15 protein-coding genes are annotated in these 10,881 nt (G+C 62.0%); 14 read left to right on the top strand and 1 reads right to left on the bottom strand.

The window, feature by feature from the left end:
- Positions 1-137: 137 nt before the first annotated feature.
- From IHE47_RS17695 to IHE47_RS17670, 6 genes are all read left to right on the top strand, one after another.
- A complete protein-coding gene (locus tag IHE47_RS17695; RefSeq protein WP_192108308.1) occupies positions 138-557 on the top strand; it encodes a hypothetical protein in 420 nt (139 codons plus the stop codon).
- A gap of 54 nt (positions 558-611) precedes the next feature.
- The gene (locus tag IHE47_RS17690) at positions 612-944 is read left to right on the top strand and encodes a hypothetical protein (RefSeq protein WP_192108306.1); all 333 of its coding nucleotides are present in this window, start codon (positions 612-614) and stop codon (positions 942-944) included.
- Positions 945-1,369: 425 nt separating this feature from the next.
- Positions 1,370-1,678 (top strand): hypothetical protein, encoded by a 309-nt coding sequence (locus IHE47_RS17685; RefSeq protein WP_192108304.1) that lies wholly within the window; start codon positions 1,370-1,372, stop codon positions 1,676-1,678.
- A gap of 1,121 nt (positions 1,679-2,799) precedes the next feature.
- Positions 2,800-3,042: a DUF6429 family protein gene (locus IHE47_RS17680; protein ID WP_192108302.1), complete on the top strand. Its 243-nt coding sequence runs from the start codon at positions 2,800-2,802 to the stop codon at positions 3,040-3,042.
- Positions 3,043-3,108: 66 nt separating this feature from the next.
- Positions 3,109-3,555, top strand: coding sequence for a hypothetical protein (locus IHE47_RS17675; protein WP_192108300.1), 447 nt, complete (start codon positions 3,109-3,111; stop codon positions 3,553-3,555).
- Positions 3,556-3,625: 70 nt separating this feature from the next.
- Complete coding sequence (locus IHE47_RS17670) at positions 3,626-4,267, top strand: hypothetical protein (protein WP_192108298.1); 642 nt, start codon at positions 3,626-3,628, stop codon at positions 4,265-4,267.
- A gap of 256 nt (positions 4,268-4,523) precedes the next feature.
- Here IHE47_RS17670 and IHE47_RS17665 read toward each other — a convergent pair whose 3' ends face one another.
- Positions 4,524-5,627 (bottom strand): IS110 family transposase, encoded by a 1,104-nt coding sequence (locus IHE47_RS17665; RefSeq protein ID WP_192108296.1) that lies wholly within the window; start codon positions 5,625-5,627, stop codon positions 4,524-4,526.
- A gap of 234 nt (positions 5,628-5,861) precedes the next feature.
- On the opposite strand from IHE47_RS17665, the gene IHE47_RS17660 reads away from it, so the two are divergent.
- From IHE47_RS17660 to IHE47_RS17625, 8 genes are all read left to right on the top strand, one after another.
- Complete coding sequence (locus IHE47_RS17660; RefSeq protein WP_343227504.1) at positions 5,862-6,326, top strand: GNAT family N-acetyltransferase; 465 nt, start codon at positions 5,862-5,864, stop codon at positions 6,324-6,326.
- A 38-nt stretch (positions 6,327-6,364) separates the two neighbouring features.
- Positions 6,365-6,793: a pyrimidine dimer DNA glycosylase/endonuclease V gene (locus IHE47_RS17840; protein ID WP_225562048.1), complete on the top strand. Its 429-nt coding sequence runs from the start codon at positions 6,365-6,367 to the stop codon at positions 6,791-6,793.
- A gap of 154 nt (positions 6,794-6,947) precedes the next feature.
- A complete protein-coding gene (locus tag IHE47_RS17650) occupies positions 6,948-7,328 on the top strand; it encodes a GFA family protein (protein WP_343227507.1) in 381 nt (126 codons plus the stop codon).
- Positions 7,329-7,439: 111 nt separating this feature from the next.
- A complete protein-coding gene (locus tag IHE47_RS17645; RefSeq protein WP_192108292.1) occupies positions 7,440-7,820 on the top strand; it encodes a VOC family protein in 381 nt (126 codons plus the stop codon).
- An 82-nt stretch (positions 7,821-7,902) separates the two neighbouring features.
- A complete protein-coding gene (locus IHE47_RS17640; RefSeq protein WP_192108290.1) occupies positions 7,903-8,217 on the top strand; it encodes a hypothetical protein in 315 nt (104 codons plus the stop codon).
- 69 nt (positions 8,218-8,286) lie between these two features.
- Positions 8,287-8,523 carry a hypothetical protein gene (locus IHE47_RS17635; protein WP_192108288.1) on the top strand — a complete coding sequence of 79 codons (237 nt, stop codon included), beginning with the start codon at positions 8,287-8,289 and terminating at the stop codon, positions 8,521-8,523.
- A 232-nt stretch (positions 8,524-8,755) separates the two neighbouring features.
- Complete coding sequence (gene zwf, locus IHE47_RS17630) at positions 8,756-10,153, top strand: glucose-6-phosphate dehydrogenase (RefSeq protein WP_192108286.1); 1,398 nt, start codon at positions 8,756-8,758, stop codon at positions 10,151-10,153.
- Complete coding sequence (locus IHE47_RS17625; RefSeq protein WP_192108284.1) at positions 10,150-10,824, top strand: HAD family hydrolase; 675 nt, start codon at positions 10,150-10,152, stop codon at positions 10,822-10,824. Before zwf ends, IHE47_RS17625 begins: the two co-directional genes overlap by 4 nt.
- Positions 10,825-10,881 lie beyond the last annotated feature (57 nt).

Here is a 10,881-nt window from a genome sequence, read left to right as displayed (position 1 = left end):
GTATCGGCGAGTGGTGGAATCCCTCGCCGACCTGAGGAAACGTGCGTCCGGGGGGCGCCATTACCGGGGGTTTTCGATCAACAAAATCGATCGATCGGCTTGGCGATAGGGGTTTCTCAACAGCCTGTTAGGCCGCAATGACAAACGTCGAGGAATTCGAACTTCTGCATCCTGTAGGCCTTCGCATAGCGCGTGCGCTCACGGAGGACGCTTTGTTGTCCTCGTTTCAGCACGAGCAACTCACAAGCACCGACATGCACACAGGTTGGGTGTGGTATCGCTTGCCGGCCTTCGCCGAGTCCAACCTTGTCATTGGTGTCTCGCTCGGCTTCAACTCAGGTGTTCTGGAGCAAGTTTCGCTCTCGGATACTCACCCCAAATACGGCACAAATTGGAATACTTGGTCCGAGGAGCGGGAGCTGGCCCGTGCAGAGCAAATTGGCAGTTGGCTCGCTGGCAACGGCTTTGCTCCCGGCACATATCCGTGGGGTAGCATCTGGGCAGGCTATGATGCAAAAAGCGGGTTCGGCCATGCAGTGGTGCGGTATGCGGCCTAACCAGTCGTTCAAGGCGGACGGCTTCGCCGCCGCTTAACTCCAGCGTTAGAACTCATGAACAGCACACAGAAATTGCAGAGTCTTTCGACTCTCAGCGAAGCGCTTGAAGGGTTGCTGGCTTCTCGCATCGGTGTCGTTGAGGCATCTCGCATCGTCACGTCAAGCCGCTTCGCCCTGGGGCAGGACAACAACCCTTTGTTCATTCCGTTCGTCGGTATCGACTCAGAGACTGACCAATTTCCGCTTGGCTCAGTACGTGAGTTGTGGGCGCGTGATGCGCTTGTACGTTACGATCAGGAGCGCGAAGCTGCTGAGCAGCACTACACAGCTTGGGCAATGGAATCAGCAAAAGCACTACTTGTTTGGGCGCATTCGCAAAAGTTCTAACATTTCGTTCAAGGCGGACGGCTTCGCCGCCGCTTAACTCCAGCGTTAGGTGTCAAATGGCAAGTTCTCAGGAGACATTGCGTGGTGGCGCAAGAATCGATCTGGCAAATGCTACATGGCCATTCGCCCAGCTTCAGATCACATCGGAGCACCTTGTATTGCAGGTCAAGTTTCTGGGCACCTACACGTTCACGCCTGAGCAAGTGATCCGGGTTGCTCCGTTTGGGCTTATTCCCTTCTTTGGCAAAGGGATCCGCATTTTCCATCGCGTTGCAGGCTACCCAGACAAAATCGTATTTTGGTACTTATGCGCAGACCCACGGCCCATCGTCGCTAAGATCGCAACTTACGGCTATGGCACCTAACCAGTCATTCAAGGCGGACGGCTTCGCCGCCGCTTAACTCCAGCGTTAGGCCTCAAGAGCATGGCTGCTTCTACTTTTCGCAAGCGCTTCAACACTGTCGCTGGCCTCCTCTTGCTAGCGGGCCTTGGCTACATGTTCTGGCCATTTGTCTTCGGCCGCTCACAAATGCAGCATTTCTGCACCACGCTACCCATCGGCGCTTCAGTTTTCCAAGTGCAGGCTCTGGTCGCTGCACGAGGCTACAAAGTCTCGTCACTCATCAACGGCGAGGCCTTTGTTCACGACCCGCGCTCAATGGGCCGCTTCAATTGTGTGCTGCACTTTGACTCCAAAGGCCTTGTATCCGCTCCGTATGCGGACAATCCTTAGGCCTAACATTTCGTTCAAGGCGGACGGCTGCGCCGCCGCTTAACTCCAGCGTTAGGCGGTTGCTTTGCTGTTGTTTCGCACGTGTATTTCGTCCAGCTTTGCGTCGGCTTGTTGTTCTTCGCTTCGGCAGCATTTTTCTGCAGCAGTGCGGCGAGCCTTCAGCTTTCAGAGCTGGTAGTTTTGGGGTGGTCGGTTGCTCATGTTCTGCGCTCGTCCTGGCCACAAGCCATCGCTCAAGCGCGTCGTGGCGCACCCGTCTAACATTTCGTTCAAGGCGGACGGCTTCGCCGCCGCTTAACTCTAGCGTTAGACCTCACCGATTCCAGAAGACCAGGATGTAGCCATGTTCCTAAGAAATAGGTTCTTCAAGTGGGCCAGTTTCTCACTCATAGGGAACATAGCTCTTTCGGAGCTGCTTCTTTCCTTACCCTTGCTCGCTGCTTTTACTTTGTTGTCATCTCGCGACGGCACTTTAACTCTAGACAGATTCGGCTACATGGTCTTCGTTTGTGCTTTGGCCGGTATATTTTTTGCGCTATTTATGTGGTTCATGGTCGCTCGACCACTTATTAAGCTTAAGCGTCAGCGCTGAGCATCATCAACACGATGTTTCGTCTAACAAACCGTTCAAGGCGGACGGCTTCGCCGCCGCTTAACTCCAGCGTTAGGCATGATAGCCATGAAGTATCAATTTCTATTGTTAATTAGCGCCATGGCTCTCGGGCCATCTGTTTGCATTGCCCAGACAATACTTAAGCCAAGTATTCCGAAAAGCGCACAAGAGTGCACGGCCCGTGGTGGAAAGTGGCAACCATTTGGCTTCTCTCGAACAATTCATTTCTGCGACATTGTCACGACTGACGCTCATAAGGCATGTACCGATTCAAGCGAGTGCCAAGGCACTTGCGTAGCAATAGTCAATCCGGCAACAAAACAGATTCGTGGAGAATGTGCGAGCCACCTACAAGATCAGGGTTGCGTGGCTTATCTTGAGCAAGGCCAGTTGAAGCGCGAGCCGTGCTTCTAAGGCCTAACATTTCGTTCAAGGCGGACGGCTTCGCCGCCGCTTAACTCTAGCGTTAGCCGTCATACTGAGTCAGTCGCAATTTGGAGCTCCGAAGATGAGCTACGACCAGGCGAAAATCGAAGATACTGTTCTTGCACTGCTTGCCGCATTCAGCTTCGATGGCAGTCGAGCTTGGAAGGGGTTTGACTTTGACGTCATGGATCACCTGCACGCCCAAGGTTTCATCGACGATCCCAAGGGCAAGGCCAAGTCGGTTTGGCTCACCCCTGAAGGCTTCGAGCGCGGCAGCAAGATCGCCGAGCAACTATTTGGCGGCACATCCACAGGTGCCGGCTAACCATTCGTTCAAGGCGGACGGCTTCGCCGCCGCTTAACTCCAGCGTTAGATTTCAGGGGCGTTCCGGTGCATTGGACTCAGTACATTTCACCGATTGGTGTTCCGATCATCGCCGCTATCGCTGCATGGATCGCCTTCAGACAGTTCCAGATTGCGCGAAACAAGTTGAAACTCGACTTATTCGACAAGCGCATGGAGGTATACAACGCCGTGCGGGAAGCTCTTGGTAACATCACTCGGCAAGGCAGCCTCACGCAAGAGCAACAAATTCAGTATCTCCAAGGCACGCGCACCGCTCGCTGGCTTTTCGGCAAAGATGTGTTTACGTACCTGGACGAGACGCTGTGGCACAAGATCGTAGATCTGGAAATGCATAACGAGCTTTCCAAGGATCCATCCGAACCTGAACGCATCAAGCACGTTCACGCGAAAGCCGAGACATTCAAGTGGATGATCGATCAGCACAAAAGCTTCGATGCCATGGTCGCCAAGTATCTCGAACTAAAGCACTGAAATCTAACTATTCATTCCAGCGGACGCGCTGCGCGCGCCGCTAAATTCGGGCGTTAGACCGCGGGAAAAAATGGCAAGAGACGATTGGTTCCGGCGAACTACTTGGTCCGATACAGAGGGGCAAGCGTTCTTTGCGCGCCTCCTCCGGAGCCGAACTGCCTTCCACAAAGCTCAGTACCTGCGAATCCAGGCATACACGCTCGCTGAAACTCGAAAAAAGGAGCTGATACAGATTGCTCTTGAGTTGCTGCATCGACTTTTTGCCGAACAACCCGCGCCATCGGAACTTGCGTCGGCTCATCTGCAGGCTGCTCTGTGCTACGAACAATTAGGCGATCTCAGCAGTGCGCTTAACCAATTCCGTCTCTCGCTAGCCGCACACTCCGCATATCCGAACCACGACGCAGGCACCGCTCTTGAGCTTTCATGGTTTATCGCCAAGCACGACTTGGCGAGTCACTACGACGAAGCTCTCGATGTGCTTGAAGCAGCCCATCTGGCCTTTCCTGTGCAGTTCTTCAAGGCTGCAGCGGTTCGTGCATTCGTGGCCCAATCGCGCAATCAACAGCAAACTGCCTTGCAACACGCACGTAAAGCTCTTGAGGCAGCGGGTCTATCGCAGTCGCAGTTCCATCGCCACCCATCACTCGGACTTGTTGGACCAGAGTACGGGCCATTCGTACAACGCCTCAGCAAACTCGCAGCTGTCTAACAATTCGTGTATGGACTCCTCGTGCAACTAGCCGGTGTGCTGTGGCGGTTGATGCCGGGTGAATGAATCGGTTGCAGTCGTGTATTCGGCCTTGGGGTGAGCGGATAACGCTCGGGCCATCATGGAATCCGCGAATCGAAAACCAATCGTTCGGAGCGGCCTCGCAGGCCAGAAGTGTTATCGGCTTGGTTCGATTCGGGACCGACACATTCGCCATGACACAGATCGCCCTGGCAACTCGGGGACAGTAAAACGGTTACTCGCTGGCACACGCTACGCCGGCTGCGACAGCAGGCCGCACGCTGCAGTGATTGCCATCGAACGCGGCGTGGTGATGTTCCATGGCCCAGACGCGGCGGGCGACCTTGTTGGCCAGCGCGACCGCCGCCTTGTTGTGGCCTTGCCGGGCCTGCAACGCCAGCGCCCAGGTCTGCAGACGGTCGAGCGGTTGATCCTTTCGCTGCCGAACCTGCGCGGCACGCAGGGCGGCGCGTGCGCCATGGATCAGCAGCAGACGCAGGTAGCCGTCGCCGCGCTTGCTCATGGCGCCGAGGTGACGCTGCGCACCGGAAGAATGCTCGCGCAGCGTCAGTCCCAGCCACGCGGCAAAGTGACGGCCGCTGCGGAACCGATCCAGCGAACCGACACTGGCTCGCAAGGCGGTGGCCGTCAGCACGCCGATACCCGGCACGCTCTGATAGCGCCGGCTGGCCGGGTCGTTCTCGGCAAATCCCTCCAGCCGTTGTTCGATCGCCGTCATGTCCGCTTGCAAGCCGGCCAGGCGATCGAGCAACTCACCCAGCGTGTGGCGCAAGGCCATCGGCACGTCGTTGTCGCCGTCTTCCAGCACCGCCAGCACCGCCGGACGAACCTTGGCGGCTCCCAGCGGAATGACCAGACCGAACTCGCGCAGCACGCCGCGCAATAGATTGATCGTCGACGTCCGCTGGGCCTTGAGTCGCTCGCGGATGCGATGCAGTGCCTGCACGCCCTGTTGCTCGGGCGACTTGATCGGCACTGGGTCGATCGGCGCACAGCGATCCGCTTCCAGGATACCGGCCACGTCGGTGCGATCGGTCTTGTTGCGGCGCACGTACGGGCGCACATCGCGAGCAGGAAGCAGCCGCACCGTATGCCCCTGCCCGGCAAACCGGCGCGCCCAGTAATGCGCGCTGCCGCAGGCTTCCATCACCACGCGCAGTGGCCCACGGTTATCCAGCACATGCGCAAAGGCCCGGCGCGACAGCCGCTTGCGCTCCACGATACGGTGATCGGCATCGGCAAACGCCAGCTCGAACACGTCCTTGGCCAGATCCACGGCGACCGTGGCCACACCGGCAGTTTCAGGCGTAGCATGCATGGCGGACTCCTCTCGTGATCCCGTGTCCGGAGCCTACGCTCCTGTCTGGCTCATCGAAGCCGTGGGGTGACGCGGGAGGAGTCCATTCAATCATTCAAGGCGGACGGCTTCGCCGCCGCCTGACTCCAGCGTCAGGACTCACCATGGCAAAGGTTCGCTTCGTATTGTCCGTAACCGCCCTATTGGCTACGGCATGCGCCAGTCAAGCATCAGCCACGTACGGGAGACCACATCGTGCGCATAGACATCCGGCAAGACGACCTCTCCTCCACGGAAGTCCAGTCGCTCATTGCCGAGCATCTCTTGGGCATGCACAGGAATTCACCGCCCGGCCATGTGCACGCCCTCGCGATCGAGAGCCTTCGCGCGCAGGGTGTTACCTTCTGGACGGCGTGGGAGGATGGCGCGTTGTGCGGGTGCGGAGCGCTGAAGGAACTGGATCCCCGCTGCGGCGAGATCAAATCCATGCGCACGCAGGCTCCCTTTCTCCGGCGCGGCGTCGGGCAAGCCGTCCTTGATGAAATCGTCCGTGCGGCCCGCCGGCGCGGATATTCGCGCCTGCTGCTCGAGACTGGCACGGGCGAGGCCTTCGAGCCTGCGCACGCACTGTACCGGCGGAACGGGTTCGTATCGTGCGGCTGCTTTGGCGAGTATTCCGCGACGGACTTCAATGTGTTCATGGCCAAGGCCCTTGCCTAGCAAGCCGCGGCCTTCCCCTGACGCCCTATCCCATCAGCATGCGCCTTTGGTCATTGCACCCCGGATACCTGGACGCCCAGGGCCTCGTCGCGCTGTGGCGCGAGGGGCTGTTGGCGCGGGCAGTCCTGCGCGGGGAAACGCGCGGGTACAGGCATCATCCGCAACTCGAACGCTTCACTGCGCATGCGCAGCCGCGCCTGGCGATCAATGCCTACCTCGCCGGGGTTCACGCGGAGGCGGTGGCCCGCGGGTATGCGTTCGATCGCGCGAAGATAGGGCCGGTCAAAAGCGTCGAGCCCATCGTCGTCACCGCTGGCCAAATCCATCACGAATGGCGGCACCTGCTTGCCAAGCTGGCCGCCCGCAGTCCTGCGTTGTTTGAACAATGGCGACTGCTCGAACGGCCGGCATGCCATCCGCTGTTTCGCCAATGCCCGGGGCCGGTGGCATCATGGGAACGGGCGTAGCCAGGTCACCCGGGCAACGGGTACCGCGCACCATGGGCATCGCAGGCATCCGCCTTTCGGTTCCTCGTCGTTTGGTGGTGGCTTGCGCTGGATTCGTTCGACCGGGGCGTCGGGTGCCGCAGGCATGAGCGTTGCAAATTCCTCCGTCGCACGCGTGGCCTCCTGCAGTTGCGGCCAGTTGCAGGCGCGTGTGTCCGGCGCACCCGTGCGCGTGAGCGTCTGCCACTGCCTGGCATGCCAGCGCCGCACGGGGAGCGTGTTCGGGGCCCAGGCGCGCTTTCCGCGCGCGGCCGTCACCATCGTCGGCACCTGCACGGAGTACGTCCGGGTCGGCGACGAAGGCAGCAGGGCCACGTTCGCGTTTTGCCCGCGATGCGGCGCCACCGTGTACTACGCCGGCGACGATGCCGAAACCATCGCGATACCCGTCGGCGCATTTGCGGATCCCGCGTTCCCCGCGCCAACCGTCTCGGTCTACGAGGAGCGCATGCACCCGTGGGTCCATATGCCCCATGACATGGAACACATACCCTGAGGTCCAAGGCCCCAGCCATATATGCGTCCAGGCAGGCGTGCGGGAAATACCATGCCGCCCCGGCCGAGTCAGTCGCAGGCAAACATCGGATCGACCCATGGAGGAAATCGAATGAAGCGCGTGACCGGCATCGGCGGCATCTTTTTCAAATCCCCGGATCCCAAGCGCCTGGGGGCCTGGTATCGCGACCACCTCGGCCTGGACGTGAGCGACTGGGGTGGCGCCATCTTCCCCTGGGGCGGCCCCGGCAGCGAGCCGGGCATGACGATCTGGAGCGCATTCGCGCAGGACACGAAGAAGATGGAGCCAGGCTCCGCGTCCTTCATGGTCAACTTCCGCGTGGACGACCTCGACGCGCTGCTGGCCGCATTGCGCACGGAAGGCTGCAACGTCCTCGACGACACGGAATCCTCGGACTTCGGCAAGTTCGGCTGGGTCGTCGACCCGGACGGCAACAAGATCGAGCTGTGGGAACCGCCGGCGGGCCAGTGATCCGCGCACGGTGCCCGGCCATCCGCCCAGGTAAAGGCCGTTGCACGGTGGCGCGGCCGGGCCACGGCATCGCGGGGAACCCATGAAAGTCGTCGACCATGAACCGCACTGGTGGTACCTGTTTGAAGAGGCGGGAAACCTGTTCCTGGATGTCAATTGCAGCCACGGCTTTCTCGGCTACTCCTACCTCATCCAGCTCGACATGGACGAGTCGAGCAGGTACCGCGAGCAGGGGCACGGTTTCGTCGACCAGCTTGCGCAAGCCATCCAATACACTGCCCCGATACTGCAGGGCAGCCAGTCGCCTTACAAAGACCGGGACTTGTCGCAGTCCCGCAGGAAGCACGTCATGGCCGCCGTGGCGGCCTGGCGCGCCGGCGGCGGCGAGCGGCCCTGAGATTCCGTTCGAGGCGGACGGCCGCATCGCCGCCCGACTCCGATGCCACGCTTCACGGAGCCACACTTCGTGCCCGCCGGTTTTCTCCTCCACCTGCAACGCAACTGGCCCCTCGCGGCCGCGGCTCTCGTGTTGCTGGCGATGGTCTCGTACGCACTTTTCACCGGCACCGTGCCCACGAACCAGGGCAGCATCCTGAGGTCGCGCGAGCCCGCTGCCTACTGGCGCTGGTTGCGTCGGCTGGGCGCCCTGCTGGTGCTTGCCCTCGCCGTCCTTGCCGGCACCTTTTTCCTTGCCCGACGGTGACGAGCCGGCCCGGCTATCCGCACGGCCCTGCAGGATCGACGCCGAGGTCCAGCCGCACGGCAGGCGCTGCCTTGCCCAGGCGACGGCGGCCATCGACCCCCTGGCATCGCCCGCGCGCAGGCTTCGCCCTCCCCCGGCATGCGGATGGGATGCCAACCGCCCACGCATCATGCGATTCTCCACTTTCCCGCGCGTTACCCGCGACGCGCCCCGTCCCCTACGGAGCAGCTCCATGGCGAACCCCGCTTCCGATGCGCTGGTGTTTTTCGGCGCCACCGGCGACCTGGCCTACAAGCAGATCTTCCCCGCGTTGCTGGCAATGGTGGCGCGCGACGGGCTGGACCTGCCGATCATCGGCGTGGCGCATGCGGGCTGGTCGCTGGAACAGTTGCGGCAGCGGGCGCGTGACAGCGTGGCGGCGGCGGCGCAGAAGGACGGCGGCAGCGTCGACGAGGCCGCGTTCGCGAAGCTGTCCGGGTTGCTGAAGTACATCGACGGCGACTACCAGGACGCCGCCACCTTCACCCGGCTGAAACAGGCACTGGGCGACGCGCGGGCGCCGCTGCACTACCTCGCGATCCCGCCTTCGCTGTTCGGCACGGTGGCCAACAGCCTCAAGGCCGCGGGCTGCGCGGAGAACGCGCGGGTGGTGGTGGAAAAGCCCTTCGGGCGCGACCTGCCCACCGCGCGGGCGCTCAACGCCACGCTGCACGAGGTGTTCCCGGAGCACGCGATCTTCCGCATCGACCACTACCTCGGCAAGGAGGCGGTGCAGAACCTGCTGTATTTCCGCTTCGCCAACAGTGTGCTGGAACCGGTGTGGAACAACCGCTACGTGGACCGCGTGGAGATCACCATGGCCGAGCAGTTCGGCGTGGACGGGCGCGGCAGTTTCTACGAGGGCGTGGGCGCGATCCGCGACGTGCTGCAGAACCACCTGCTGCAGGTGACCTCGCTGCTGGCGATGGACGCGCCGATCGGCCACGACCCCGCCGCGTTGAACGCGGAGAAGCTGCGGCTGTTCCGCGCGATGCGCCCGCTACAGCCGCAGGACGTGGTGCGCGGCCAGTTCAAGGGTTACCGCGACGTGCCCGGCGTGGCGCCCGACTCCGACGTGGAGACCTTCGTGGCGCTGCGCCTCGCCATCGACACCTGGCGCTGGTCGGGCGTGCCGTTCCTGATCCGCGCGGGCAAATGCCTGCCGCTCACCACCACGCAGGTGATGGTGGACATGAAGAAACCGCCGATGTCGGTGTTCGACGACGTGGGCGCGCAACAGTCCAACTACTTCCGCTTCCGGCTCAGCCCGCAGGTGGTGATCGCCGAGGGCGTGCGCGTGAAGCGCCCGGGCGAGGCGATGCAGGGCGATCCGGTGGAACTGGTCGCGCACCATCGCGAGAGCCGGGACAAGTCGCCCTACGAGCGCCTGCTCGGCGACGCGCTGCGCGGCGACAACGCGCTGTTCACCAGCGACGAGTGCGTGGAAGCGGCGTGGCGCGTGGTGGACAACATGCTGGAACACGAGGAGGCCGTGCGCTTCTACGAGCCCGGCAGTTGGGGGCCGCCCGAGGCCGTCGCGCTGGCCGGCGCCGAGGGCTGGCACGACCCGCAGCCGGAGGCCACGCAGTGACGGCCACCGAACCGCTGGTCATCCTGCTCGACGTCGACGACACCCTGCTCGACAACGACCGCTTCGCCGCCGACCTCAGCGACGAGCTGGAACGCCGCTTCGGCGCCGCCGAGCGCGAACGCTACTGGGCGATCTACAACGAATTGCGCCAGGAGCTGGGCTACGCCGACTACCTCGCCAGCCTGCAACGCTTCCGCGTCGGGCTGGAGAACCACCCCGCGCTGCTGGAGATGTCCGCCTTCGTGCTCGACTACCCGTTCGAGCAGCGGCTGTTCCCCGGCGTGATGGAAACCCTGGCCCACCTGCGCACGCTGGGCCGGCCGGTGATCCTCTCCGATGGCGACGTGGTGTTCCAGCCGCGCAAGGTGCATCGCGCCGGCCTGTGGGACGCACTGCACGGCGACGTGCTGATCTACCTGCACAAGCAGCAGATGCTGGACGGCATGCAGCAACGCTACCCCGCCGCGCATTACGTGATGGTGGACGACAAGCCGCAGATCCTCGCCGACATGAAGCGCCTGATGGGTGCGCGCCTCACCACGGCATGGGTGAAGCAGGGCCACTACGCCGCCGCCGCCGCCGGCCTGTCCATCGACCCTGCGCCCGATCTGGAGATCGCGTGCATCGCGGAACTGCGCGGGCGTAAGCTTGGTGACTTCCTGCAGGCTTGAAAGAACGCGCATCGCGGCTGAGGCCGCTCCTACGGGTCGACGCATCGCAGGAGCGGC

Origin of the sequence: Rhodanobacter sp. DHB23 (assembly GCF_014842975.1) — a bacterium.
Classification (GTDB): domain Bacteria; phylum Pseudomonadota; class Gammaproteobacteria; order Xanthomonadales; family Rhodanobacteraceae; genus Rhodanobacter_A.
Note: the sequence above shows the minus strand (reverse complement) of the source record. Positions and strands in the feature narration are given on the sequence as shown.

Coding starts and splice junctions, on each gene's coding strand:
- zwf (WP_192108286.1), top strand. CDS start 8,756: ATGGCGAACCCCGCTTCCGATGCGCTGGTGTTTTTCGGCGCCACCGGC.
- IHE47_RS17665 (WP_192108296.1), bottom strand. CDS start 5,627: ATGCATGCTACGCCTGAAACTGCCGGTGTGGCCACGGTCGCCGTGGAT.
- IHE47_RS17695 (WP_192108308.1), top strand. CDS start 138: ATGACAAACGTCGAGGAATTCGAACTTCTGCATCCTGTAGGCCTTCGC.
- IHE47_RS17690 (WP_192108306.1), top strand. CDS start 612: ATGAACAGCACACAGAAATTGCAGAGTCTTTCGACTCTCAGCGAAGCG.
- IHE47_RS17680 (WP_192108302.1), top strand. CDS start 2,800: ATGAGCTACGACCAGGCGAAAATCGAAGATACTGTTCTTGCACTGCTT.
- IHE47_RS17840 (WP_225562048.1), top strand. CDS start 6,365: ATGCGCCTTTGGTCATTGCACCCCGGATACCTGGACGCCCAGGGCCTC.
- IHE47_RS17640 (WP_192108290.1), top strand. CDS start 7,903: ATGAAAGTCGTCGACCATGAACCGCACTGGTGGTACCTGTTTGAAGAG.
- IHE47_RS17670 (WP_192108298.1), top strand. CDS start 3,626: ATGGCAAGAGACGATTGGTTCCGGCGAACTACTTGGTCCGATACAGAG.
- IHE47_RS17645 (WP_192108292.1), top strand. CDS start 7,440: ATGAAGCGCGTGACCGGCATCGGCGGCATCTTTTTCAAATCCCCGGAT.
- IHE47_RS17685 (WP_192108304.1), top strand. CDS start 1,370: ATGGCTGCTTCTACTTTTCGCAAGCGCTTCAACACTGTCGCTGGCCTC.